The sequence below is a fragment of the Arthrobacter sp. ISL-72 genome (assembly GCF_018613755.1).
In the GTDB taxonomy this organism is placed as follows: domain Bacteria; phylum Actinomycetota; class Actinomycetes; order Actinomycetales; family Micrococcaceae; genus Arthrobacter.
In genome coordinates, this window is sequence record NZ_JAGGPP010000003.1 from 145,393 (window position 1) to 170,140 (window position 24,748).

Genomic DNA, 24,748 nt, shown 5'->3' on the forward strand with positions numbered 1-24,748 from the left:
GAGGCCGGAACGGGCCAACGAGGCTTCAAAGTGCCCCGTTTCGGCCCGGACTTCGTCCGTCAGGTGCGGGAGCTGGTGGTCAAGTTGCAGGCGCTTGCGCACCCCACCGACTGTGCAAGATGCTGGCTGCATAGGCAACCACTGTGTCGAGCCCAGGGAGTGCAGCCCCATGAAAAGCATCAAAATGTCCTTTGACCGCTTCGGCAGCCCGGGGGTTGTCGCAGTGGTCGAAGAAGAGCTGCCGCCCCCGGGAGAGCGCGAGGTCCAACTGGATGTCAGGGCCATCGCCGTCAACCCCATGGACTGGAAGCTCGTTGCCGGCTACCTCGAGCCGTACTATCCGCTGCCGCTTCCTGCTGTTCCCGGATGTGAAGCGGCGGGCACGGTGACCGCCGTCGGCTCCGGTGTCTCTGCCTACGGTGTGGGGGAGGAGGTTATCTGGAATGGTGTGGCCGGCGGCTACCGTTCGGTGGCCAACTTTCCGGCGGACCAGCTGACCTCCAAACCGGCAGGACTCGATTTTGAGCAGGCGGCCTGTGTGGCGATAGCGGGCGGCGCCGCGTATTCCGCCGTCGTCCAGCTGGGAGTCCGCCCGGGGGACACCGTCCTGGTTCACGGTGCAGCGGGCGGGGTGGGCTCGGCGTCCGTCCAGATTGCTCGGGACCTGGGAGCCCGGGTCATAGGTACCGCTTCAGAGCCTAACCATGAGTATCTGCGCGGGCTCGGGGCCGAACCCGTGGCCTACGGCGATGGACTTGAGGAGCGGGTCCGCTCGCTCGGCAGCATTACGGCAGTGGTGGACACCGTTGGCGGGGAGGAGACGACGGCGGTCACCGTCGCGCTGCTTGGCGGTCACGGCGCCGCCGTGACAACGGTGCCCGGCAAGGAGTCCAATGCCGCCGGCATTGCGCAGGTTCAGCTGCTAGATGGACGGGTGGCGGATGCGGCCAGGCTGGCAGCCGACGGAAAGCTCCGTTTTAACATCCACGAACGCCTGCCACTCACGGATGCGGCCCGGGCGCTGGGCCTCAGCCGCGCGGGGCACGTACGGGGCAGGATCGTGCTGACGCCGTAAGTCCCGGGCTCCCGCAAACCCGGGAAGCCGAGCCCCGGGAACCGGGCCCCCGGCAAGGCCCCGCTCGGGTTTACAAACCGACCCGGGGTTCCTCGGGACCCTCGTGCCTCCACCAGCTGTCGAAGATGCTGACCGGCACGGTGCGCTTGTGGCGGGTGCTGAGGTACTTCTGCTCGATGGAATCGGCCACGGCCTCGGGGACTTCGCGGCCTTCAAGGTAGTCATCGATCTGGTCGTAGGTCAGGCCGAGCTCTTCCTCGTCCGTGCGGCCGGGCCTGCCGTCGAGGAGATCCGCCGTGGGGACTTTCTCCCAGATCCGGGCCGGGGCGCCGAGTTCGGCGAGCAGTTCCCTGTTCTGGCGCTTGTTCAGCCCGAACAGGGGCAGGATGTCGGCGCCGCCGTCGCCGTACTTGGTGAAGAAGCCCGTGACGGATTCCGCGCCGTGGTCCGTTCCGATGACCAGATAATTGTGCTCACCGGCGAGGGCGTACTGCGCGATCATGCGGGTGCGGGCCTTGGTGTTGCCCTTGTGAAAGTCCGAGATCCCGTTGCCCACGGTTTTTTCGAATTCATCCTCGAAGCCGTCCACGGCAGCGGAGATGTTGAAGGTCCACTCGGTCTTGGCCTGGATGAAGTCCAGGGCAGCCTGCGCGTCATCCTCGTCGTGCTGCACGCCGTAGGGAAGACGGACGGCGACGAAGTTTGCCTCCACGCCCTCGGCCTCGAGCTCGTCAACGGCAAGCTGGGCAAGGCGGCCCGCGAGCGAGGAATCAAGGCCGCCGGAGATGCCCAGGACGAAGCCCTTGGTGTTCGTTGCCTTGAGGTAATCCTTGAGGAAAGTGACCCGTTTACGCACCTCCCCGGCGGGGTCGATCCGGGGCTGGACGCCCATTTCTTCAATGATCCTGGCCTGGAGTTCGCGCATGTGATCCAGACTAGTCAGCAGTGTCAACCATGCTCAACTGTGTCCGCCGAAATTGGCCTGATTTACCCGGGAGCGGCCCCGGTGGATCCCCGGACGGTGAGGTGGGTGGGCATCACGGACCGGCTGCGGGTGCCGCCGCCCGCCAGCGGGTTCAGCTGGGCCAGCAGCATGGACACCGCCACCCGGCCGGCCTGTTCGATCGGGGACGCCATGGTGGACAGCGGCGGGTTGCAGAAGTCCGCGCCGAAGATGTCGTCACAGCCCACGATGCTCATGTCCTCCGGGACCCGGATGCCGCGCTCGCGCAGGCGCTGGAGCATGCCAATGGCGATGAGGTCGTTGAACGCGATGCAGGCCGTCACTCCGCTGTGTACGGCGGCGTCCGCAGCTGCCGCACCGGACTGTGTCTTGGGGGCGAAAGGCCCCAGCCTGCGCACTTCCACGCCGCGTTCCTCGGCCGCCTCGGAGAGCGTGCTCCAGCGACGTGTGCTGGATTGTGACGTGACCGGCCCGGCCATGTAGGCGATGCGGGTGTGACCCAGCGAGATGAGGTGGTCGAGGGCCTGGGTGGTGGCGGACGGGGTGTCAATAAGGACAGCGGGAACTCCGGGAACGTCCCGGTTGACCGTGACCATGGGCATCTTGGCCGCGGCTGCAAGCAGGGCTTCGTCGCTTAGCCGGGAGGCGGTCACCACGATGCCGTCCGCACTCTTGCGCAGTTGCTCCATGGTGCTGGCTTCGACTTCGTCGGATTCCTCGGTATCCACCAGGAGCTGAGTGTATCCGGCGGCCTTGAGCTGAAGCTGGGTACCCCGGATGAGGTCGAAATAGAACGGATTGGTGATGTCAGGGACGAGGACTCCCACCGCGCCGGTGCGTCCGGAACTCAGCGCCTTTGCCTGGCTGTTGGGGATGTAGTGGAGCTGGGCCGCGGCCGCCTGGATCCGTTGCCGCGTCCTGATGTTGACGCGCTCCGGCGTCGAGAGCGCCCGGGACACGGTGGAAGCCGCCACACCGCAGAGCGCGGCAATGTCGTGGATGGTGGGCGGGCGGTCCACCGCTGCTGGTTGCGTCGTAACCACGGCGCCCCTTTCTGAATATGGTGGCCGGGCTGTTTGGGCCGGGGTCGGAATTGGCGCTCCTGTGACTGCGGCCACAGAGTATCAGCAAAGAATGCCACAGATTGTCAAACTTTGGCAATCGGTTGTCATTTAGATGCAGTGCTGGCTAAGCTGAGGTGGACACCGTTTGTGAACTGCCTCACCGCACTGGAGCCGAAATGCTAGCTGCCCGCGCGGCGGCGCGAAACCCAGGAGATCAGCGTGAGCAAAACAACGACAGCAGTCTGGCCGCTCTCAGGCTTTGGCGATGAGATAGATCCGGATCCCGCCGTGCAGGCCGCAGTACTGCTGGCCCTGGGCGCAAGCCACATCGAAGTGCGGAGCGCCTGGGGCACCAACGTCTCCGAGCTCGAACCGCAGCAGGTTGCGGCGCTCAAGGAAATCCTCGATGAAAAGGGCCTCAAAGTCTCGGCCGTGGCCAGCCCGATCGGAAAGGTGGACGTGAGCCTGCCGGTGGAACATGAGCTCGACCGGCTCCGCCGCATCATCTCCGTGGCCAACGGCCTGGACACCAGATACATCCGCATCTTCTCCTTCTTCCGTGCGGAAGACCGGAGCGCCGAAGACATCCGCGACGACGTCATGGCCCGCATGGGCGCGCTTGCGGCACTCGCCGCGGAAGCCGGCGTCGTGCTTCTGCATGAAAACGAAAAGGGGATCTACGGCGACACCCCCGAGCGCGTCCTGGACATCATGACTACCGTGGACTCCCCCGCGCTCCGCGTCGCCTGGGACAACGCCAACTTCGTCCAGGTGGGCGTCAAGCCGTACACCGAGGGCTACGCCATGCTGCGCCCCTACCTCGAGTACTTCCAGGTCAAGGACGCTCTGGCCGACACCGGTGAAGTGGTGCCGTCCGGCGAGGGCGACGGCGAGCTGGACGCCACCATCGCCGCCCTGGAGGCGGACGGGTACACCGGCTTCGCCTCGCTGGAACCGCACCTGGCCAGCGCGCACGAGCTCGGCGGCTTCTCGGGGCCGGTGGCCTTCGGCGTCGCGGCCCGCGCTTTCGCCGCGCTGGCCGCGAAAAACGGGGTTGAACTCTCTTGAGTACGACGACGGCGGTGATCGGCTGCGGCGATGTTTCCGCCGTGCACTTCGAAGCAGTGGCAAAGCTCGACGGCGCCACGCTGGTTGCGGTGTGCGATGCGGACCCGCAGCGGCTGGCCGCTGCGGTAGCCGCCTACGGCGTCCCGGGCTTCCCCGATCACCTCTCCCTGATCGAGGCCGTGAGGCCCGACGTGGTGCACATCTGCACGCCGCATGACCAGCATGCGTCGGTGGCCGCCGACTGCCTGGAGCGGGGAGTCAACGTCATCGTTGAGAAGCCGCTGGCCCATACGCTGGCGGAGGGGCGACGCCTGGTTGACGCAGCGTCGGCGGGCAGGGCGAAAATCGCGGTGTGCTTCCAGAACCGGTACAACGCGACGTCGCAGGCCATGCACGCCCTGCTGTCATCGGGCGAACTGGGGGCCGTGGTGGGCGCGTCGGCGACAGTGATGTGGCAGCGTTCCGCCGAGTACTACCAGGACCGGCCGTGGCGGGGCACCTGGTCGGGCGGCGGCGGGGGCCTGATGATGAATCAGGCCATCCACACCGTGGACCTGCTCCAATGGCTGGTGGGTGATGTTGTTACGGTCACCGGCAATGCGTCCACCCGTTTCCTGGGCGGCACCATTGAGGTTGAAGACACTGCCGAGTTTGTGGCAGAACATGCCAACGGAGCCAGGAGCGCGTTCTATGCGACGCTGGCCAATGCGTTCAACGCTCCGGTGACACTCGACGTGGTCACCGAGAAGGCGGTCCTGAGCCTCCGGGGCGACCTCACGGTGACGCACGCCGACGGACGCGTGGATGTCATTCCGGAGCGCAGGAGCGAATCCGGCGGGCGGTCCTATTGGGGTGTCTCCCACGAACTTTTGATCAGCGACTTCTATGCACGGCTGAGCGACGTGGAGCCGTTTTGGATCAGCCCTGCCGAGGCTGAAAAATCGTTGCGGATCATCAAGGACGTCTACCGGCAGAGCTACCCGGAGTCCGCTCGCAACGTGTCCTAGGCCGTCCGTGGCAACCGGATGCATCCTTAGCGCCTAGGGCCTTGAGGCGCATCATCAGCTCGCGCGATAACAATTGCAACAGTTCTGACAATCGGTTGCCAAAAGCGGCAACGATGCGTACTGTGAATCTCACAAGGCCGATGTGGCCTGCGCCACACCGCCCGATTCCGTAAATCTCTCGTTCCCCAGATTCAGGAGCCAACAATGAAGTTAGGTCCCAAGGTGGCAGCAGCCGCCCTTGTTCTCAGTGCGTCTTTTGCGCTGACCGGTTGCGGCGGAGCTGCCAACTCCGGGTCAGCCGCCGGCGCTGCCACAGCGCTGACTCTCGGCACTGTCCAGGATGTCCGTTCCTGGGACCCGGCCCAGGCCCACGTTGGCCATGTTCTCCAGCCCTATCAGGCCGTGTACGACACGCTGATCCTGCGCGAGCCGGACGGCAAGCTCAGCCCGATGCTGGCCACCGACTGGAAGTACAACGCCGACAACACCAAGCTCACCCTGGACCTGCGCACGGACGTTACCTTCAGTGACGGCGCCAAGTTCGACGCCGAGGCCGCCAAGGCCAACGTGGACCACTTCAAGAAGGCCAACGGCCCGCAGATGGCGCAGCTGGCTTCGGTCAAGGACGTCACCGTGGTGGACGCCGACACCATTGACTTCAACCTCAGCACGCCGGACCCGGCGCTGGAATACTTCCTGAGCCAGGCCGCCGGCCTGATGGGCAGCCCCAAGGCGCTCGGCTCCGAAGGCATCAAGACCGAACCGGTCGGCTCCGGCCCGTACGTGATGGACAAGGCTGCGTCGGTCAAGGACTCACAGACCGTGTTCACGGCCCGCAAGGACTACTGGAACAAGGACCTGCAGAAGTACCAGAAACTGACGTTCAAGGTCCTGACCGACCTCACCGCCCGCACCAACGCCCTGGTCTCCGGCCAGGTGGACGCCACCATCCTGGATCCCAAGAACGGAAGGCAGGCCGAGGGCGCCAAAATGAAGCTGGCCGCCAACGAGGTTGACTGGCAGGGACTGCTCCTCCTGGACCGCGACGGCGTCAAGAACCCGGCCCTGGCAAACGTCAAGGTGCGCCAGGCCATCAACTACGCGTTCGACCGCAAGACCATCCTGGACCAGGTCATGCTCGGCCAGGGTACGCCGACGTCGCAGCCGTTCGGCAAGGCCAGCGGCGCGTGGAGTGAAGAGCTGGAGAACTACTACAGCTACGATCCGGCCAAGGCCAAGCAGCTCCTCAAGGAAGCCAGCTTTGAAAATGGGGTAACGCTGGAGATCCCCGCCGTCCCCGGCTTCGAAACCCAGATTTCCGTCATCACGCAGCAGCTGGCCGACGTCGGTATCACCCTGAAGGTTGGCGCAGCACTGACGAATACCTACACCGCGGACATTGCCGCCCAGAAGTTCACCACCATCTACTTCTCGCTCTTCCAGGGTCAGCCCACCGTTGCCACCGACCAGATCGTCTCCACCAAGGCGCTGTACAACCCTTTTAAGAACACAACGCCGGAGCTGGAAGCCAAGATCGCAGCAGTGCGCAGCGGCGGCGCCGACGCAGGCAAGCTGGCCCAGGAAGTCAACAAGTACGTCGTTGAGCAGGCGTGGTTCGCTCCGCTCTTCCGTATCAACCAGATGTACTACCACAACTCCAAGGTGAACGTGACTCCGCAGATCCAGCAGGCCGTCCCGTCCGTCTACAACTACTCACCGGCCAAGTAGGACACCATGATCAGGTTCATTGCGAAAAGGCTGGGCAGTGGTCTGGTGGTGCTGTTTGTTGTCTCGGCGCTCACCTTCTTCCTGCTGTACATCTCCAGCGGGAGCATTGCCCGGAACATCCTGGGCGACCAGGCCACCGCTGAGCAGGTGGCGATGAAAGAGCACGAGCTGGGCCTGGACCAGCCGCTGGTGCTCCGCTACTTCGCCTGGCTGGCCGATGCGTTGAGCGGGAACCTCGGTGCCTCGTGGTTCACGTCCGAGCCGGTGGCCAATTCGCTGGCCACCCGGATTCCGGTGACCATGACCATGGTCTTCGCCGCAATGATCCTGATCGCATTCTGTGCCGCACTGATTGGTGTTATCGCTGCGGTCAGGCGCGGCTGGGTGGACAGGGTGGTCCAGGTTGGCGCCATCATCGGTGACTCAATTCCGGGGTTCGTGATCGGCGTCATCCTGGTCACCGTCCTGGCCATCCAGCTGGGCCTCTTCCCGGCAACCAGCACGATTTCCCCCGAATCCGGTCCCGACGCGTGGCTCTACTCCATGTCACTACCGGTGATCGCACTGTTGGTCAACGGCGTCACGGGAGGCGCGCAGCAGATCCGCAGCGCCGTCATCAAGCAGCTCGAGCGGGACTATGTCCGCACCCTGCGCAGCCGCGGCATCGGCGAGCGCGAGATCCTGTTCAAGCACGTGCTGCGCAGCGCAGCCCCGGCCGGCCTGACCGTCCTGAGCCTCCAGCTGATCGGCATGCTCGGCGGTGTAGTCATCATCGAGCAGATCTTCGCTCTCCCCGGCATGGGACCGCTCGCGGTCGCTGCCACCGGCCAGTCGGATCTCCCGGTGGTGATGGGCGTCGTGATGTACACGGTGGTCGTCGTCATCGTGGTGAACCTGCTGGTGGACATTATTAATGGCTGGCTCAACCCGAAGGTACGTGTGTCATGAGCGATTCTGTAGAAACCGCGGCAGTTGCCGCACCGGTGCCCGGCGCCCCGTTCACCGGTCAGACCGGTACGGTGGTCCGCTCCACCGTGGGCCAGCGCCTGTTCAAGAACCCCCTGGGCCTCGTGGCCATGGCCATCCTGCTGGCGATCTCGCTCCTGGCCATCTTGGCTCCGGTCCTGGCACCTTTCCAGGAAAACTACTCCAACATCGCCAAGACGCTGGCTGCTCCGGATTCTGTGAACATCCTGGGAACGGACAGCGCCGGGCGCGACGTCTGGAGCCGCCTGCTGTTCGGTGCGCAGCTGACACTTCTTTCCGCCCTGCTCTGTGCGGGCGTTGCCATTGCCATCGGGCTGCCGGCCGGCCTGATCGCAGGCTACTACGCCGGAAAGTTCGAGGCAGTCTCGAACTGGGCAGTCAGCATCCTCATGAGCCTTCCCGGCCTGATCGTGCTGCTGACCATCCGGGCTGCCTTCGGCCCCTCGGTATGGATGTCCATGATTGCATTCGGCATCCTGATCAGCCCGTCCTACTTCCGACTGACCCGCACGGCCGTCCAGTCGGTCCGGAACGAGCTGTACGTCGACGCCGCAAGGGTCTCCGGGCTTTCGGACCTGAGCATCATTGCGCGCCATATCTTCTCCGTGGTCCGGGCGCCCATCATCATCCAGACGGCGGCGATCGCCGGCGTAGCGATCGCCATCCAGTCCGGACTGGAGTTCCTGGGCCTGGGCGATCCCACCAAGGCAACCTGGGGCGTCATGCTCTCTGAGGGCTTCAAGAACGTCTACCTGAACCCCACCCTGCTCTTCTGGCCGGCATTCGCCATGGCGCTGACCATCGGCGGCCTGGTCCTGCTGGGCAACGCCATCCGTGACGCCCTCGAAGACGGGGAAAAGATCAAGCACCGCAAGAAGGCTGCTCTGAGCACGACGGCGGCACCCGCCGCCGCGCGCACAGTACCTGCCGCTGGCGGGAAGTCCGTTGCCGCCGTCGACGCCGGAACCGAGCACCACCTCTTGAAGGTGGCCAATCTCGGCGTCGGCTACCCGCAGGCCGACGGCTCCGTCAAAAAGGTGGTGGACGACGTTTCCTTCCACGTGGACCGCGGCGAGATCCTGGGCATCGTAGGTGAATCCGGTTCGGGCAAGTCCCAGACGGCGTTCTCCATCCTGGGCCTGCTTCCGGACAACGCCCGCATCGTGGCCGGTTCCGTCCAGTTCGACGGCAACTACACCGTGGCTCCGGGTGAGGAGCGCGTCGACCAGGCCCGGCTGTCCAAGCTGCGGGGCAAGCGGATCTCCTACATTCCGCAGGAGCCCATGAGCAACCTGGACCCCGCCTTCACCATCGGCCACCAGCTGGTGACGCCTATGGTCCGCGTCCTCGGAATCTCCAAGGAGGAAGCCCGCAAGCGAGCGCTGAAACTCCTGGCCGACGTCGGAATCGTCAACCCGGAGCTGACCTTCGGTGCCTACCCCCACGAAGTCTCCGGCGGCATGGCCCAGCGTGTGCTGATCGCCGGCGCCATCAGCTGCGAACCGGACCTGGTGATCGCCGATGAGCCCACCACCGCCCTGGACGTCACCGTGCAGGCCGACGTGCTGGACCTCCTGCGCGAGCTCCAGCAGCGGCTGAACATCGGCGTCGTCCTGGTGACCCACAACTTCGGCGTGGTGGCCGACCTCTGCGACCGGGTGGCAGTCATGCAGAACGGCCGCCTCGTGGAGGAAGGCTCCGTCCGCGACATCCTCCGCAACCCGACAGAGCAGTACACTCGGACCCTGCTGGCGTCCATGCTCGAAGGTAAAACCCCCATGTCCATGCTTGTATCCAGCCAGAAGGAGCCGGTCGCATGAGCACTGTGGAAGTTAAGGAAATTGCACCGCTCCTGACGGTGGAGAACCTCGTCGTCGAGTACCCCAGCAAGAAGTTCCGGGCCAAGCCGTTCCGGGCGCTGACGGACGTCAACATCTCCATCGGCCAGGGCGAGACCCTTGGCCTGGTGGGGGAGTCCGGCTCGGGCAAGACCACCCTGGGCCGTGCGGTCCTGGGCCTGGCCCCGGTCACCGGCGGAAAGATCACCTTCGAAGGCAACGACATCAGCCACGCCACGCGCAAGCAGCGGCGGACCCTGAGCCGGGACGTCCAGGTGGTCTTCCAGGACCCGTACACCTCGCTGAACCCGGCCCTGGAGATCGGCGACATCCTCGCCGAGCCCCTGGGCGTGCAGGGCATGGAGCAGGCGGCGGCCCGGAAGCGCATCAAGGAACTGCTTGACCAGGTGGGGCTGCCCTCGGACGCCATCCACCGCCTGCCGCGGGAGTTCAGCGGCGGCCAGCGCCAGCGCGTCGCAATCGCCCGGGCACTGGCGCTTTCGCCGAAACTGATCGTCTGCGACGAACCCGTCAGCGCCCTGGACCTGTCCACGCAGGCACGTGTCCTTGACCTGTTCCTGCAGATCCAGAAGGACACCGGCGTTTCCTACCTGTTCGTCTCGCATGACCTGGACGTGGTGCGGCACATCAGCCACCGCGTGGCCGTGATGTACCACGGTGAAATCGTCGAACAGGGACCTGCCGAGGTGGTCACCCGCGACCCGGAGCACCCCTACACCCAGCGTCTTCTGCTGGCTTCCCCAGTACCCGATCCCGACCGGCAGGAACAGCGCCGGGCGGACCGTCACCGGCTGCTCGAGATCCAGCGGCAACAGAACGAACAGGCCGGCGTCCCCGCCTGAGGACGCTCGCAAACGAAAGGACCACCATGGCCAACACAGCCACAATTGGCGTACAAGCGATGATGCTGAAAGACAGCTTCAGCGAACTGGGAGCGTTCGAAACGCTCCGCAAGGTCAGCGCGATCGGCTACAACGCCGTCGAGATTTCCCAGGTCCCGATGACGGCGGAGAACGTGGCCGAACTGGATCGCTCCCGCAGTGAACTGGGCATGGACATCGCGGCGTTGTCCGTGGCGATGGAAACCCCCAAGGGCATGCCCGCCGATTCGCTCAAGGACCACTTCGACAAGGTCGTGGACGACGCCAAGCGCCTGGACACGAAGCTCCTGCGGATCGGCATGCTGCCGTTCCCGGCCATGAAGTCGATCGGCGCCGTGGTGGACTTCGCGAAGCTGGCCAACGAGTACGCCGAGCGCCTGCAGGAGCACGGCATCAGCCTTTACTACCACAACCACCACATCGAGTTTGCGAAGTTCGACGGCAAGTACATGCTGGACATCATCGCGGACAACTCCCCGGCCATGGGCATGGAAATCGACGTCCACTGGGTGCAGCGCGGCGGCCTTGACCCGGTCCGGACCCTGGCAAAGTACGCCGGCCGCACCGCCATGGTGCACCTCAAGGACTACCGGATCGGCCAGCTGCCGGAATCGGCCTTCGGGCTCCTGGAATCCGGGGACGTCGCGGGCTTTATGGCGGCGTTCAAGGACGTGGTCCAGTTCGCCGAAGTGGGCGAAGGCAACCTGGACTTCCCGGCCATCATCCCGGCCGCCCGGGCCGCCGGTGCCCGGTACCTGCTCGTGGAGCAGGACCAGCTGTACGGCCGCACCGTCTGGGACGCGCTGCAGACCTCCTACGACAACCTGGTGGCCATGGGCCACGCCGACCTCTTCTAATTTCGACACAACAGCAGGAGATTCACTCATGAGCAGCAAAGTACGCCTGGGCATCATCGGCCTGGGCCAGCAGGGCGGCGCGTACGCCAAATTCATCGCGGACGGCATGGTCCCGAACATGGTGATCGGCGCCATCTGCGACACCGACCCCGCGAAGAAGGAAGTTGCCTCGGCGGCCTACCCCGACGCGCCGTTCTACGACGACTACATCACCATGCTGGAAAGCGGCGACGTCGATGCGGTGGTCACGTGCGTGCCGCACTTCCTGCACCCCGGGATGGGCATCGAGACGCTCAAGCGCAACATCCACGCTTTGGTGGAGAAGCCGGCCGGCGTGTACACCAAGCAGGTCAAGGAGCTGAACGAGTTTGCCGCCAGCAAGCCTGAGCTGTCCTTCGCCATCATGTTCAACCAGCGCAACAACCCGCTGTACCAGAAGCTCAAGGAGACCGTCGACGGCGGCGAGATCGGCGCCATCCGCCGCACCAACTGGATCATCACCAACTGGTGGCGTCCGCAGGGCTACTACAATTCCAGTGAATGGCGCGCCACGTGGGGCGGCGAAGGCGGCGGTGTCCTGGTCAACCAGGCACCGCACCAGCTGGACCTGTGGCAGTGGATCTGCGGTGTACCGAAGTCCGTCTACGCGAAGGTTGCCTACGGCTTCCGCCGGGATATCGCCGTCGAGGATGAAGTCACCGCGGTGGTGGATTACGGCGACGGCGCCACCGGCGTCTTTGTCACCGCCACGCACGACCTCGTGGGAACCGACCGCTTCGAGATCCTGGGCGACCAGGGCAAGATCGTCGTCGAAAACTCCAAGACAGCCACCGTGACCCGCCTGAAGAAGCCCGAGCGCGAACTCAGCGACAGCATGGACATGGACGATGTCCGCAAGCTCTTTATGGGCGAGCTGAACCCGGAGGAGTACTACACCACCGAGGTCATCGAGTTTGAGTCCGCCTGGGGTGCGCAGCACGCCGGCGTCCTGGAGAACTTCGCCGCCAACATTCTGGACGGCACCCCGCTGCTGGCACCGGGCTCGGACGGCATCAACGGCGTCCGCCTAGCCAACGCCATCCACCTCTCCAGCTGGACCGGCACGGAAGTGGGCCTGGACTTCGACGAGGACGTGTTCCTTGCCGAGCTGAACAAGCGGATCGCAGACGAAGGCAAGTTCGCCGAGCGCTCCTAGCCCTTCCCAGAAAACCCTTCCCAAACAACCCTGCCCGGCAACCGCTGGCCACCGGCCAGGCAACACCAGCCCAACTGAGTAGCAGTTAATGTCGTAATGAGCCCTCAAAACGGCATTAACTGCGACCTGGTTGGGTTGTTTCCTCGTTAGGATGGGGCGGTGACTGAACCCAAGACGCCGGATGTTGCCGCAACAACAGGTCCGGCCAAAAAGCACGCCCGGGACGGAAAGCCCAACGCCACGATTTACGACATCGCCAAGGTTGCCGGCGTCAATCCGTCCACGGTCTCCCGGGCGCTCAGCAAGCCCGGCCGGGTCAGCGCCAAAACGCAGAAACTCATCGAGGACGCCGCCGCCGAGCTCAACTATCAGGTCAACCCGTTCGCGCGGGCCCTGCCCACCGGACGGACCAGCACCTTCGGGCTGATCGTCGCGGACATCACCAACCCCACCTTCTTCGACATCATCCGCGGGGCGGAGACCACGGCCACCCTGCGGGATTACACCCTGGTGCTGGCCGAGTCCGCCGAGTCGGCGGTCACCGAACTGACGGCGGCCCGCCGGATGATGGCCACCGTGGACGGCCTCATCCTGGCCAGCCCCCGCATGGACGACGACGACATCCGCGCCCTGGCCCGCGACAAACCCGTGGTGGTCATCAACCGCGAGGTTGACGGCGTGCCGTGCGTGGTGCCCGACGTCAACAAGGGCATCAGCGAGGCCGTTCGGAGCCTGGCCGCCAACGGCCACAAGAAAGTTGCCTTTGTTGCCGGGCCGCCACAGTCCTGGATGTCCGCCCGCCGCTGGGACGGCGTGCGGGCCGCCTGCGAATGGTCCCGGCTCGACGCCGTCCGGTTGGAATCCAGCAAGCCCACGGTCGACGGCGGCAGGCAGGCGGCGCGGGCCGTCCGGGACAGCGGCGCCACGGCCGTACTGACGTACAACGACCTCCTGGCCATCGGGCTCATGCAGGAACTGCAGGCTGCGGGCGTGGTGGTGCCGGATCAGATCAGCATCGTGGGCTTCGACGACATCTTCGGCGCGGACTTCACGACGCCCCCGCTCACCACCGTGCGGTCCCCGCTGGGGGAGTGCGGCTCTGTCGCCGCCACGCTTCTGCTCGATCTGCTGCATGGCACGGGGGACCCCGCCGGCACGCTGCGCGTGGAAACGGAGCTGGTGCTGCGGGGCTCGAGCGGACGCCTGCTGCCGCCGCGCTAGCCTTACTCCCTCAGCCATTCCTGCAACTTGTTGGCAATTTATGGCAACCGGTTGACAAAAGCCTAAGACAGGCCGGACCATTGAGCTATGTCACAGTCGATTGCCGCCAACCCAGACCGGCTCCTGCCCGCTGATCCCGGAACGCGCAGCATTGCGCGCGACCTCCTGCAGCGCGTCCAGGACCTCCCCATCATTTCCCCGCACGGGCACGTTGACGCCGCGGTCATCGAGCACAACACCCCCTTCCCGGATCCGGCAGCGCTGCTGGTCAGCCCGGACCATTACGTCACCCGGCTGATCCACGCCAGCGGCGTTCCGCTGGACCGGGTCCGCGGCTCGAAAACCGCAGAACCCGACTCACGCGCCGTCTGGCACGAGTTCTGCAAGGCCTGGCCGCTGTTCGAGGGCACAGCCTCCGGCTACTGGCTCCGCACGCAGTTCGACGGCGTCTTCGGCCTGCGCCAGGCGATCAGCGCCGAGACCGCCGACGCCAGCTACGATGCGATTTCCGCCAAGCTGCTGGAACCGGGCTTCCGGCCCCGGCAGCTCTTCAAGGACTTCAACATCGAGGTGCTGGCCACCACGGACGATCCGCTGGATAACCTGGCCAGCCACCAGGCGATCGCCCAGGATCCCACCTTCCACGGGCGCGTCCTGCCTACGTTCCGCCCGGACCAGTACCTGAACATCGCCCACCCGGAGTGGCAGTCCAACGTGGACCGCCTCATTGCGGCGGCGGGCGACGGCGGCACCGGCTATGCCGGGTACCTCACCGCGCTGGAAAACCGGCGTCGATACTTCGTGGAACACGGCGCGGTCTCCGCGGACCACGGCGTCCGCACTCCCGCGACGCTCAAGCTCGACGCCGCAGAGGCGGCGAAACTCTTCGACCGTGCCCGCTCCGGACAGGCCACGGCTCAGGACCGCGACGACTTCGAGGCGCACATGATGTACCAGATGGCCCGGATGTCCGTGGAGGACGGACTGGTCATGACCATCCACCCCGGCTCCTACCGCAACCACCATGACCCCACGTTCGAGAAGTTCGGCCCAGACACCGGCCACGACATTCCGTTCGCGGTCAACTACACGGAGGCGATCCGGCCGCTGCTGCAGGACTTCGGCACCGCCAAGGACTTCCACCTGGTGCTCTTCACGCTGGATGAGACAGTATTCTCCCGCGAACTCGCGCCGCTGGCAGGCTTCTACCCGTCCGTGTACCTGGGGGCCCCGTGGTGGTTCCTGGACGCCCCGGACGCCATGCTGCGCTTCCGTTCTGCCGTCACCGAGACCGCTGGTTTCTCCCGCTCGTCCGGCTTCATCGACGACACCCGCGCCTTCTGCTCCATCCCCGCACGCCACGATGCCTCACGCCGGATCGAGGCCTCCTTCCTGGCCCGGCTCGTGGCGGAGCACCGCGTCAGTGAGGACCGCGCCCACGAACTGATCGTCGACATTGTCGACGGCTCGCCCCGAAGGGTCTTCAAGCTGTGAGCACCGAACTGAAAACGGGGGCAGCGTCCGCCGTCGACCTTCCCCGACTGAACCGCTCCCTGCGGGCGGCCCCGAAGGCACCTGTGCGGATCGTCCACCTCGGGCTGGGCGCCTTCCACCGCTCGCACCAGGCCTGGTACACCCACCAGGCGGGCGACGCCGCGGACTGGGGCATTGCCTCGTTCACCGGCCGCCGGCCGGACGCCGCGCTGGCCCTGGCTGAGCAGGACGGCCTGTTCACCGTGGTGGAACGCGCGGACGGCGGTGACTCCTTCACCGTGGTCGGCAGCATCGTGGAGGCCGTGGACGGTGCCGACGTGCAGCGGCTGGCGGAACTGGTTGCAGCTCCCGGCACCGCGGTGGTCACCCTGACCATCACCGAAGCGGCGTACCGGCTCGGCGCCGACGGTGAGCTTGACCGCACCGCGTCCGACGTCGTGGCGGACCTTGCGCTGCTGGGGTCCGGCAGCGGAAGTCCGACGACGCCGCTGGGCCGCCTGGTGTTTGCCCTCGCCGCCCGCCGGGCTGCCGGAGCCGGACCGCTCGCCGTGGTCTGCTGCGACAACCTCTCCCACAACGGCAGGGTGGCGCACAACGCGGTGGTGGGCTTGGCCGGGGCCTGGGACGAAGGTTTGGCCGAATGGATCGACACCACCATCAGCTTCGTCAGCACCTCGGTGGACCGCATCACGCCACGGACCACGGAGGCGGATCTTGCCGCCGTGGAAGCCGGCTGCGGCTACCGCGACAGTTCACCGGTCGTGGCGGAGCCCTTCTCCAACTGGGTGCTCAGCGGGGACTTCCCGGCCGGGCGGCCGCGCTGGGAAGGTGCCGGTGCCGTGTTCGTGTCCGACATCGAGCCGTACGAGAACCGCAAGCTCTGGCTCCTGAACGGCGCGCATTCGCTGCTGGCCTACGCCGGGCAGCTGCGCGGCCACACCACTGTGGCCCAGGCGCTGACGGACCCGCTGTGCCTGAAGGCCGTGGAAATGTTCTGGGACGAGGCGGAAGCGAACCTTGCCGGGGCAGGGGGGCATGCTGCAGACCTGCAGATTCCTGCCTACCGGGCCGCATTGCTGGCACGTTTCAGCAACGCCCGGATTGCCCACCACCTCGCGCAGATTGCAATGGACGGCAGCACCAAGCTGCGGATGCGTGCCGTTCCTGTGCTGCAGGCCGAGCGTTCTGCAGGCCGGTCCGGTGCGGCCGCCGCATTGATGATTGCCGCCTGGATGGACTACGGCGCCGCCGCTGCCGAATTCCACGATCCGCTGGCCGACGAGGTGGCCGCAGCCAACCGCCTCAGCGGGACGGAGCGGATCCGGGCCCTGCTGGGTCTAGTGGATCCGGCGCTGGCCGGGGACGCCGCCGTCGTCCAGCTGATTGAAGACTTGTGCGGAACGTTCGCGGAGCCGGCTGTCTCCCCATAACGTCTTCGCACATGCGGTACTGCCCGGCTTCCGGACCATAGGGAGCCGGGCAGTGCTGTTTGTAGAACTTTCAACGAATATTTGGCAACCGCTTGCCATTTGATTGCCACGTGACTAGGATTACAACAAGAGCAAAACCAGGCGCCGCCAAGCCCCCGACATCTTCTCCGCCGGCTCAGTCCGCAAAGACGCGATAGGACCCCGCAAATGCTAAAGCCCCAGGCAAACGAAACCCGAGAGCTGGTCAACCTCGACGGCATCTACCGCTTCAAGGTGGACTTTGACCGTGCCGGCCACCAGGAGGAGTGGTTCAGGACTCCGCTGGATACCCACCTGGAAATGGGAGTTCCCGCGAGCTATAACGACGTCTTCCCCGACAAGGCCATCCGTGACCACGTGGGCTACGTCTGGTACCAGCGCGAGGTGCGCGTTCCCCGCGGCTGGGCAGGGGAACGGATCCACGTCCGTTTGGACTCCGCCACCCATGAGGGCATGGTCTGGGTCAACGACGTCCTGGTGGCCGAGCACACCGGCGGCTATATGCCGTTCAGCGCTGACATCACCGACCACGTCACCGCCGGCCAGGCCTTCCGCCTCACTATCTCCGTAAACAACGAGCTCACCCAGGCCACCATTCCGCCGGGCAGCATCACCGTGACCGAGGACGGCCGCCGCCAGCAGAGCTACCTCCACGATTTCTACAACTACGCCGGACTGCACCGCAGCGTCTGGCTCTACAGCACGCCGGCCGTCACCGTGGATGACATCACGGTGGTGACCGGTTTCGAAGGCACCACCGGCACCGTCGACTACACGATCGCCACCGCCGGCGGCACCGGAAATGAAGCGGTGAAGGTCACCCTTCGCGACGCGGACGGCGCCGAAGTCGCCAGAGCAGAAGGCGCCCGGGGCACGCTGGTGATCAGCGACGTCGTGCTGTGGCAGCCCGGCGCCGCCTACCTTTACAGCCTCACCGCCGAGATCCGCGACGGCGGCCGGCTGGTGGACAGCTATGCGCTGCCCGTGGGCGTGCGGACCGTTCAAGTCAGCGGCAAGGAATTCCTCATCAACGGTCAGCCGTTCTACTTCACCGGTTTCGGCATGCACGAGGACCATGTGTCCATCGGCAAGGGCCACAGCAACGCCCAGATGGTCAACGACTTCCAGCTCCTGGACTGGGTGGGCGCCAACTCCTTCCGCACCTCGCACTACCCCTATGCCGAGGAAGTCATGGAGTTCGCGGACCGCCACGGCATCGTGGTGATCGACGAAACCGCCGCCGTCGGCCTCCACCTCGGGTTCGGCGCGGTGTTCGGCGGCATCGCCAAGAAAACGTATGTCGACGGCGGCGTGGACGCCAACACGGCGGGGAACCACCGGCAGGCGATCAGGGAGCTCGTGGCCCGGGACAAGAACCACCCGTCGGTGGTCATCTGGTCCATCGCCAACGAACCCAACGGCTCCGAGGAAGGCGCCCGCGAATACTTCCAGCCGCTGGCGGAACTCACCCGCGAGCTGGACCCCACCCGACCCGTGGGCTACGTCAACGTCATGTTCGACACCCCGGATAACGAACTCCTGGGGGACCTTTTCGACGTCATCATGCTCAACCGCTACTACGGCTGGTATGTGAACAACGGCGATCTGGACTCAGCGGAGCAGGTCCTGGAAAAGGAGCTGCGGGAGTGGGAAGCCAAGTACGGCAAGCCCATGATCATGACCGAATACGGACCGGACACCATGCCGGGCTTCCACTCGATCTACGAGCAGCCCTGGAGCGAGGAATACCAGGCCGCTTTCCTGGCCATGTACCACCGGGTCTTCGACCGCGTAGACGCCATGGTGGGCGAGCAGGTCTGGAACTTCGCAGACTTCCAGACCTCCAACGGCATCATGCGCGTGGACGGCAACAAGAAGGGTGTTTTCACCCGCGACCGCCGTCCCAAGCCCGCCGCCTTCGCCCTGCGCCAGCGCTGGACCGCGCTGGCCGGCGTCAAGAACGGCAGCGACAAGAACATCACCGCCCACTAGCGTTTCACCATTTTTCGCCGGCCCACGGGACGGCACCGGGTAAAGGAGCCCACACAATGAAAAAGCTGAGCAAGCTAAGCATCATCGGCTACGGTGCCGGCGACGCCGCCAACAACCTGGCCTTCACCACGGCCACCATGTTCCTGCTGGTCTACTACACAGACGTTGCCGGGATCTCCGCCGCCGCAGCCGGCACCCTGCTTCTGGTGGTCCGGATCTTTGACGCCTTCGCCGATGTCTTCGCCGGCCGCATGGTGGACCGCACTTTCAGCAAGCGCTTCGGGAAGTTCCGTCCGTTCATCATGTTCGGCTCCATTCCGCTGCTGCTCCTAAGCGTCGCGACCTTCTCCGTACCGCAGATCGGCGAATCCGGAGCATTGCTTTACGCCTACGTCACCTACGCTGCCCTCGGCCTGGCCTATAGCCTGGTCAACATCCCCTACGGCTCCCTGGCCGGGGCGATGACGCAGGACCCGGGGGAGCGCGCCAAGCTGGGGTCGGCCCGCATGGTGGGTGGACTGCTGGTGGGTTCGGCCCTCGGCATCTTCGTCGCGCCGCTGATCAAGCCCGGCGCCGACCTGCAGTCAACCTTCACCACCATCACCCTGGTGTTCGTCGGGATCGGCGCGGTGCTCTACTTCTTCACCTTTATGACCGCCAAGGAACGCGTCCACCGCGCCGTGCCGAACGTCTCGGTCAAGCAGAGCATGGAAACCCTGAAGGGTAACAAGCCCCTCTTGATGCTGTGCATCAGCTCCTTCCTCTTCCTCTCCGGCTACCTGGCACTGACCTCCGTGCAGCTGTACTACCTTCGCGATGTCCTCGGCCGCCTTGACCTGTACCCGGTGCTGTCCATCATCCAGCTTGTCCTCACCTTCGTGCTGGCCGGCTCTATGCCGAAGCTTGTCCGCAACATCGGCAAGAAGCACGTCTACATCTACTCCTCCCTGATCACTGTCGTCGGCGGTGTGGTTATTTTCTTCACGCCGGCAAGCCAGGTCATGATCGGCTTTGCCGGCCTGGTGCTCAGCCTCGTGGGCGTCCTTGCGATGAGCATCGTGGTGTGGGCCCTCGAAGCAGACACCGTGGAATACGGCGAATGGAAGACCGGCGTCCGCACGGAAGGCATCACCTACGCACTGTTCTCCTTCACCCGCAAGACCGGCCAGGCTGTGGGCGGCGCCCTCGCCGCGTACGCACTCGCACTGGGCGGGTACAAGTCCGGCGGCGTCGCCCAGACCCCGGAGGCAGTGTTCGGCATTCAGATCGCCGCGGGCGCACTGCCCGCCGTGCTGACCATCCTCGCAGTGCTGGTCATGAGCAGGTACACGCTGACCGACGCCCTGCACGCCGAAATCCTCACAGAAATCCGGGCCCGCCGCGAAAGCGGCGATGCCCCCAAAAAGGCCGAAGCCGCCGTCGGGCCCGCCAACGACCACGCGGACGGCACCGGAACAGCCGCATCCCCCCAGCCGCTCGCGGCGCCCACCAACTGACCCCTGAACCTGTCCCTCCGAAAGGAATAGCTGTGAAAATCATTGCCGCGGAAGTCTTCGTGACAAGCCCTTCCCGTAACTTCGTGACCCTACGGATAACCACGGAGGACGGCGTGACCGGCATCGGTGACGCCACCCTGAACGGCCGCGAGCTAGCAGTGGCCGCGTACCTTAAGGAACACGTCGCGCAGCTGCTGATCGGCAAGGACCCGCACCGGATCGAGGACACCTGGCAGTTCCTGTACCGCAGCTCCTACTGGCGCCGCGGCCCGGTAACCATGGCAGCGATAGCCGCCGTGGACATGGCGCTGTGGGACATCAAGGGCAAGATGGCCGGCATGCCGGTCTACCAGCTGCTGGGCGGGGCCTCCCGCCACGGCCTGCGCGCCTACGGCCACGCCTCCGGTTCCGACATCCCCTCCCTGTTCGACTCGGTCCGCGAGCACCTGGAGCTTGGCTACAAGTCCGTCCGCATCCAGACCGCCGTCCCCGGCATCAAGGCCGTCTACGGTGTCGCTGCACAGGCCCAGGCCTCCGGCGAGCGCTACGACTACGAACCCGCCGGCCGCGGCGCATTCCCGGTGGAGGAGGACTGGGACACCCGGGCGTACCTGCGCCACCTGCCCACCGTGTTCGAGGCGGTCCGGAACGAGTTCGGCCCGGAACTGCCGCTGCTGCACGACGGCCACCACCGCATGACGCCCATCCAGGCAGCCAAACTCGGCAAGGCGCTGGAACCCTATGACCTGTTCTGGCTCGAGGACTGCACCCCGGCGGAAAACCAGGAGGCCCTGCGCCTGGTCCGCCAGCACACCACCACGCCGCTGGCCATCGGTGAAATCTTCAACACCGTGTACGACTACCAGACCATCATCAAGGAACAGCTGATCGACTACGTCCGGGCCGCGTCCACGCACTTCGGCGGCATCTCCCCGCTGAAGAAGGTCATGGACTTCGCCGCGCAGTACCAGATCAAGTCCGGCTTCCACGGCCCCACCGACATCTCCCCGGTAGGTTTCGCCGCGCAGCTGCACGTGGGCCTGGCCATCCACAACTACGGCATCCAGGAGTACATGCAGCACTCGGACAAGACCAACGAGGTCTTCCAGCAGTCCATGACCTTCGTGGACGGCTACCTGCACCCGGGCGACCAGCCCGGCATCGGCGTCGAATTCAACGAGGAAGCCGCCGCAGCGTTCCCGTACCAGCAGGCCTACCTGCCGTACAACCGCCTGGTGGACGGAACGGTTCATGACTGGTGACCTAACTCCCGCTGCTGCCGCTCCCCGCCACATCGTGGTGATGGGCGTGACCAGCTGCGGCAAGAGCACGGTGGGCGCGGCCATCGCTGAACGCCTCGGGGCTGAATTCGTCGACGGCGATTCGCTGCACCCGCAGTCGAACATCGACAAGATGGCCTCCGGCACCCCGCTGAACGACGACGACCGGGCACCCTGGCTGGCTGAAATCGGCAGGCGGTTCTCGGCGTCGGACGCCGCACTGGTGATCGCGTGCAGCGCACTCAAACGCAGCTACCGCGACCTCATCCGAAGCGGTGATCCGTCCGTGGTGTTCGTGCACCTGCACGGCTCCCGTGAACTGCTGGCCAGCCGGATGGCAGCACGGCCGGGACACTTCATGCCGCTTTCGCTGCTGGATTCGCAGCTGGAAACGCTTGAAGCGCTCGCAGCCGACGAAGCCGGGGTGGTGGTGGACATCGCCACGCCGGTGGAAGAGATAGTCGATGTGGCGGTTGCTGCCGCTCCGCACGTGTCCCGGGTTTAACACCGGGACGACCGATACCCGTGCGGTAGACGGGCGCGCGGCGTAGCGTGGGTGCATGGAGCGGACGGGGTGCGCAGTTGTAGGGGGCGGGCCGGCGGGCATGATGCTGGGCCTGCTGCTGGCCCGGGCCGGCGTGGAGGTCACGGTCTTCGAAAAGCACGGCGACTTCCTGCGGGATTTTCGTGGCGACACCGTGCATGCATCCACCATCCGGCTGATTGACGAGCTGGGACTGGGCGACGGATTCCGCAACCTCCCGCAAAGCCGGCTGAACAACGTGGCCTTCCCCATCCCGGGCGCCGGTCTGGTCACCCTCGGCGATTTCGCGTCCCTGAAGCCCCCGTACAACTACATCGCCATGATGCCGCAGTGGGACTTCCTGAATTTCCTGGCTACCGAGGCCGCGCGCGAGCCCACGTTCACGCTCCTGATGGAGCATGAGGCCACGTCGTTAATGTTCGACGGCGACGGGTTCGACGGCGGACGGGTCACCGGTGTCCGCTACCGCACCCGCCAAGCCGGTGGGGAACCGGCTTCTGAAGGCGCCCTGCACGCGGACCTTGTGGTGGCAACGGACGGACGCCATTCAGTGCTGCGCCGGGCGGCGGGCCTGCAGCCAAAGAACTATCCCGTTCCCTTCGACACCTGGTGGTTCAGGCTTCCGCGCCACGCGTCCGAGAAAGGGGCCGTGGCGGGCATCGTTCCCGCTTTCCGGGAGGGTGAAGCCATGATCGCGCTCTTCCGTGATGACTACTACCAGATGGGCTATATCGGCCCCAAGGGAGCGGACGCAAGGATCCGGGCCGAGGGAGTGGAACGGTTCCGGGAACGCGTTGCGGCGCTGCGTCCGGACCTGGCGGACCGGGTGGACTCCATCCGGTCGATTGATGACCTTCACTGGCTTGACGTGCGGCTGGACCGGCTGCGGCGCTGGTACGTGGACGGGCTGTTGTGCATCGGTGATGCCGCGCATGCCATGTCGCCGGCGGGCGGCGTCGGCATCAACCTGGCCGTGCAGGATGCCGTTGCGGCGGCAGCCCGGCTCGGGCCGGCACTGCTCCGGGGACACGTGGGCGTGGATGACCTCGCGGCAGTTGAACGGCGCCGGCGGATGCCGACCGTTGTGGTGCAGACCGTCCAGCGCATCATGCACCGGGCAGTCTTCGTGCCGCTGTTCGCCGGAAAGAGGTCCGGGGTTCCGCGGATCCTGCTGTTCTTCGTCCGGAACGCCCCGGTGGTGCGGCGCATCATGCCGCGGATGATCGCCTTCGGACCCCGGCCGGAGCACGCGCCGGCCTTTGCCCGCCGTGCTCAGCCGCGGGAGGCAAGGTAGGCGATCAAACCCCTCACCGTGGCCACGTGGGCATAGTCGCGTTCAGGGATGTCCACGCCGGTTGCTTCATCGAGGGTTTCCATAAGCCTCAGGAAATCCAGCGAATCCAGTTCCAGGTCCTGCTGCAGCCTGGCCTCTTCATTGAGCCCGTCAAGGTCCACGTCCGGAGCAACCTGGCCGATCGCGGCGTGCACTGCCTGCCGGGCTTCCTGCTCGTTCATAGTTCCTCCGGGTTTTGCAGCAGTTCGTCGATGCGGGCCAGGAAGCGGGCGCCCCGCACCCCGTCGCTGACCCGGTGGTCGGCGGACAGTGTGGCGGTCAGGGCCGGCCGTGTACCCAGCATTCCGTTGTGCGCCCAGGGCTGTTCCAGCACCTTGCCCAGTCCCACCATGGCCACCTGCGGCGGGTAGATGACGCCGAAAACCGCTTCCACTCCCAGGTCGCCGAGGTTTGTGACAGTCAGGGTGGGATCAGCCATTTCCGAGCGCTGCAGCCGCCCGGCCCGCGCCCGGCTGACGAGGTCGCGCAGCTTCTGCATCAGAACATCAACGGCCAGGGTGTCGGCGTCGTGGATCGCGGGTGCCACCAGGCCTCCCTGCCGCAGCGCCATGGAAACGCCCAGGTGAACAGAGTTGCTCGGCCGGAAAACGTCGTCGACGAAAAAACCGTTCACTTCCGGAACCTCCCGGGCCGCCAGTGCCGTTGCCTTCAACAGCAGGGCCGAGGGGACCAGCCGCGAGGCCACCGGCCGCTGCCCGTTGACCTGCTGCATCCATGCGATCGCGGCGCGGAGGTCCAGCGTGGTGCTGAGGTAGTAGTGCGGGATGGACTGCTTGGACCTGGACATTAAGGACCCGATGGCCCGCCGAAGGGTGGAAAGCCTGTCCTGCACGCCGGATGCGGGCACCGTCTGAGCAGCCCTCTCTGACGGCGGCGGGTCGGCATCGTCGTCGTCCGTTCCCGTGATGGCGACCATCGGTGTTCCCACGGGGACGGTCATGCCGATGTCCACCAGCAGTTCCGCTATCCGGCCCTCTTCCTCGGTCTCAACATCCAGGGTTGTTTTGTCGGTTTCCACCACGGCCAGCACGTCCCCGCGGCGTACATCGTCGCCGGGGCCAACCAGCCACTCAACAAGCTTCCCCTCGGCGAGGCCTGCGCCAAGGGGCGGCAGCCGGAAATCACCCATGTGCTGTAGCCCGGTCCGGCCGGAACGGGCCGCAGTTGTCCGTGGCGATTGCCGACCAGCGCGTCGATGCTGCGGTTTCGGCCG

General features: G+C 65.6%; 21 protein-coding genes. 17 read left to right on the plus strand and 4 right to left on the minus strand.

Annotated features, from left to right (window positions below; genetic code table 11):
- Positions 1-169 precede the first annotated feature (169 nt).
- On the plus strand, positions 170-1,075 hold the full coding sequence (locus J7I92_RS02730; RefSeq protein WP_214837002.1) for an NADP-dependent oxidoreductase: 906 nt from the start codon (positions 170-172) through the stop codon (positions 1,073-1,075).
- Positions 1,076-1,145: 70 nt separating this feature from the next.
- Here J7I92_RS02730 and nadE read toward each other — a convergent pair whose 3' ends face one another.
- Together nadE and J7I92_RS02740 are read right to left on the minus strand one after the other, a co-directional pair.
- Positions 1,146-2,000, minus strand: a complete 855-nt coding sequence (nadE, locus tag J7I92_RS02735) for an ammonia-dependent NAD(+) synthetase (protein ID WP_214837005.1) — start codon at positions 1,998-2,000, stop codon at positions 1,146-1,148.
- Positions 2,001-2,062: 62 nt separating this feature from the next.
- Entirely contained in the window at positions 2,063-3,082 is a 1,020-nt protein-coding gene (locus J7I92_RS02740) for a LacI family DNA-binding transcriptional regulator (protein ID WP_311380052.1), read from the minus strand.
- 240 nt (positions 3,083-3,322) lie between these two features.
- Between J7I92_RS02740 and J7I92_RS02745 the strand changes: the two genes are divergently transcribed.
- The 16 genes from J7I92_RS02745 to J7I92_RS02820 all read left to right on the plus strand — a co-directional run bounded on the left by J7I92_RS02745 (position 3,323) and on the right by J7I92_RS02820 (position 23,475).
- Positions 3,323-4,171: a sugar phosphate isomerase/epimerase gene (locus J7I92_RS02745; protein ID WP_214837008.1), complete on the plus strand. Its 849-nt coding sequence runs from the start codon at positions 3,323-3,325 to the stop codon at positions 4,169-4,171.
- Positions 4,168-5,178, plus strand: a complete 1,011-nt coding sequence (locus tag J7I92_RS02750; protein ID WP_214837011.1) for a Gfo/Idh/MocA family protein — start codon at positions 4,168-4,170, stop codon at positions 5,176-5,178. Before J7I92_RS02745 ends, J7I92_RS02750 begins: the two co-directional genes overlap by 4 nt.
- A 204-nt stretch (positions 5,179-5,382) precedes the next feature.
- Positions 5,383-6,906 (plus strand): ABC transporter substrate-binding protein, encoded by a 1,524-nt coding sequence (locus J7I92_RS02755; RefSeq protein WP_214837013.1) that lies wholly within the window; start codon positions 5,383-5,385, stop codon positions 6,904-6,906.
- A 6-nt stretch (positions 6,907-6,912) separates the two neighbouring features.
- Positions 6,913-7,854 (plus strand): ABC transporter permease, encoded by a 942-nt coding sequence (locus J7I92_RS02760; RefSeq protein ID WP_214837015.1) that lies wholly within the window; start codon positions 6,913-6,915, stop codon positions 7,852-7,854.
- A complete protein-coding gene (locus tag J7I92_RS02765; protein ID WP_214837017.1) occupies positions 7,851-9,713 on the plus strand; it encodes a dipeptide/oligopeptide/nickel ABC transporter permease/ATP-binding protein in 1,863 nt (620 codons plus the stop codon). The genes J7I92_RS02760 and J7I92_RS02765 overlap by 4 nt, the downstream gene beginning before the upstream one ends.
- Positions 9,710-10,594, plus strand: coding sequence for an ATP-binding cassette domain-containing protein (locus tag J7I92_RS02770; protein ID WP_214837019.1), 885 nt, complete (start codon positions 9,710-9,712; stop codon positions 10,592-10,594). Before J7I92_RS02765 ends, J7I92_RS02770 begins: the two co-directional genes overlap by 4 nt.
- A 26-nt stretch (positions 10,595-10,620) precedes the next feature.
- The gene (locus J7I92_RS02775; RefSeq protein WP_251039373.1) at positions 10,621-11,490 is read left to right on the plus strand and encodes a sugar phosphate isomerase/epimerase; all 870 of its coding nucleotides are present in this window, start codon (positions 10,621-10,623) and stop codon (positions 11,488-11,490) included.
- A 28-nt stretch (positions 11,491-11,518) separates the two neighbouring features.
- Positions 11,519-12,685: a Gfo/Idh/MocA family protein gene (locus tag J7I92_RS02780; RefSeq protein WP_214837021.1), complete on the plus strand. Its 1,167-nt coding sequence runs from the start codon at positions 11,519-11,521 to the stop codon at positions 12,683-12,685.
- 159 nt (positions 12,686-12,844) lie between these two features.
- A complete protein-coding gene (locus tag J7I92_RS02785; protein ID WP_214837023.1) occupies positions 12,845-13,906 on the plus strand; it encodes a LacI family DNA-binding transcriptional regulator in 1,062 nt (353 codons plus the stop codon).
- 87 nt (positions 13,907-13,993) lie between these two features.
- On the plus strand, positions 13,994-15,400 hold the full coding sequence (uxaC, locus tag J7I92_RS02790) for a glucuronate isomerase (RefSeq protein ID WP_214837027.1): 1,407 nt from the start codon (positions 13,994-13,996) through the stop codon (positions 15,398-15,400).
- Positions 15,397-16,830 (plus strand): mannitol dehydrogenase family protein, encoded by a 1,434-nt coding sequence (locus J7I92_RS02795; protein ID WP_214837030.1) that lies wholly within the window; start codon positions 15,397-15,399, stop codon positions 16,828-16,830. The genes uxaC and J7I92_RS02795 overlap by 4 nt, the downstream gene beginning before the upstream one ends.
- 207 nt (positions 16,831-17,037) lie before the next feature.
- On the plus strand, positions 17,038-18,861 hold the full coding sequence (gene uidA, locus J7I92_RS02800; RefSeq protein ID WP_214837033.1) for a beta-glucuronidase: 1,824 nt from the start codon (positions 17,038-17,040) through the stop codon (positions 18,859-18,861).
- A gap of 56 nt (positions 18,862-18,917) precedes the next feature.
- Positions 18,918-20,357 (plus strand): glucuronide transporter, encoded by a 1,440-nt coding sequence (gene uidB / locus J7I92_RS02805; RefSeq protein WP_251039374.1) that lies wholly within the window; start codon positions 18,918-18,920, stop codon positions 20,355-20,357.
- Between the two features lie 32 nt (positions 20,358-20,389).
- Complete coding sequence (gene manD, locus J7I92_RS02810) at positions 20,390-21,619, plus strand: D-mannonate dehydratase ManD (protein ID WP_214837036.1); 1,230 nt, start codon at positions 20,390-20,392, stop codon at positions 21,617-21,619.
- On the plus strand, positions 21,609-22,142 hold the full coding sequence (locus J7I92_RS02815) for a gluconokinase (RefSeq protein WP_251039375.1): 534 nt from the start codon (positions 21,609-21,611) through the stop codon (positions 22,140-22,142). Before manD ends, J7I92_RS02815 begins: the two co-directional genes overlap by 11 nt.
- A 55-nt stretch (positions 22,143-22,197) precedes the next feature.
- Positions 22,198-23,475, plus strand: a complete 1,278-nt coding sequence (locus J7I92_RS02820; RefSeq protein ID WP_214837039.1) for an FAD-dependent oxidoreductase — start codon at positions 22,198-22,200, stop codon at positions 23,473-23,475.
- On the opposite strand, the gene J7I92_RS02825 is transcribed toward J7I92_RS02820, so the two are convergent.
- Together J7I92_RS02825 and J7I92_RS02830 are read right to left on the minus strand one after the other, a co-directional pair.
- Entirely contained in the window at positions 23,454-23,696 is a 243-nt protein-coding gene (locus J7I92_RS02825; RefSeq protein ID WP_214837041.1) for an acyl carrier protein, read from the minus strand. The genes J7I92_RS02820 and J7I92_RS02825 overlap by 22 nt on opposite strands.
- Positions 23,693-24,664: a dihydrolipoamide acetyltransferase family protein gene (locus tag J7I92_RS02830; protein WP_214837043.1), complete on the minus strand. Its 972-nt coding sequence runs from the start codon at positions 24,662-24,664 to the stop codon at positions 23,693-23,695. Before J7I92_RS02830 ends, J7I92_RS02825 begins: the two co-directional genes overlap by 4 nt.
- Between the last annotated feature and the right edge of the window lie 84 nt (positions 24,665-24,748).

Bases quoted from the DNA above. Each gene is read 5' to 3' on its own strand.
- J7I92_RS02730 (WP_214837002.1), top strand. From the start codon at position 170: ATGAAAAGCATCAAAATGTCCTTTGACCGCTTCGGCAGCCCGGGGGTT.
- nadE (WP_214837005.1), bottom strand. From the start codon at position 2,000: ATGCGCGAACTCCAGGCCAGGATCATTGAAGAAATGGGCGTCCAGCCC.
- J7I92_RS02755 (WP_214837013.1), top strand. From the start codon at position 5,383: ATGAAGTTAGGTCCCAAGGTGGCAGCAGCCGCCCTTGTTCTCAGTGCG.
- J7I92_RS02760 (WP_214837015.1), top strand. From the start codon at position 6,913: ATGATCAGGTTCATTGCGAAAAGGCTGGGCAGTGGTCTGGTGGTGCTG.
- J7I92_RS02765 (WP_214837017.1), top strand. From the start codon at position 7,851: ATGAGCGATTCTGTAGAAACCGCGGCAGTTGCCGCACCGGTGCCCGGC.
- J7I92_RS02770 (WP_214837019.1), top strand. From the start codon at position 9,710: ATGAGCACTGTGGAAGTTAAGGAAATTGCACCGCTCCTGACGGTGGAG.
- J7I92_RS02775 (WP_251039373.1), top strand. From the start codon at position 10,621: ATGGCCAACACAGCCACAATTGGCGTACAAGCGATGATGCTGAAAGAC.
- J7I92_RS02780 (WP_214837021.1), top strand. From the start codon at position 11,519: ATGAGCAGCAAAGTACGCCTGGGCATCATCGGCCTGGGCCAGCAGGGC.
- uxaC (WP_214837027.1), top strand. From the start codon at position 13,994: ATGTCACAGTCGATTGCCGCCAACCCAGACCGGCTCCTGCCCGCTGAT.
- uidA (WP_214837033.1), top strand. From the start codon at position 17,038: ATGCTAAAGCCCCAGGCAAACGAAACCCGAGAGCTGGTCAACCTCGAC.
- uidB (WP_251039374.1), top strand. From the start codon at position 18,918: ATGAAAAAGCTGAGCAAGCTAAGCATCATCGGCTACGGTGCCGGCGAC.
- J7I92_RS02815 (WP_251039375.1), top strand. From the start codon at position 21,609: ATGACTGGTGACCTAACTCCCGCTGCTGCCGCTCCCCGCCACATCGTG.
- J7I92_RS02820 (WP_214837039.1), top strand. From the start codon at position 22,198: ATGGAGCGGACGGGGTGCGCAGTTGTAGGGGGCGGGCCGGCGGGCATG.
- J7I92_RS02825 (WP_214837041.1), bottom strand. From the start codon at position 23,696: ATGAACGAGCAGGAAGCCCGGCAGGCAGTGCACGCCGCGATCGGCCAG.
- J7I92_RS02830 (WP_214837043.1), bottom strand. From the start codon at position 24,664: ATGGGTGATTTCCGGCTGCCGCCCCTTGGCGCAGGCCTCGCCGAGGGG.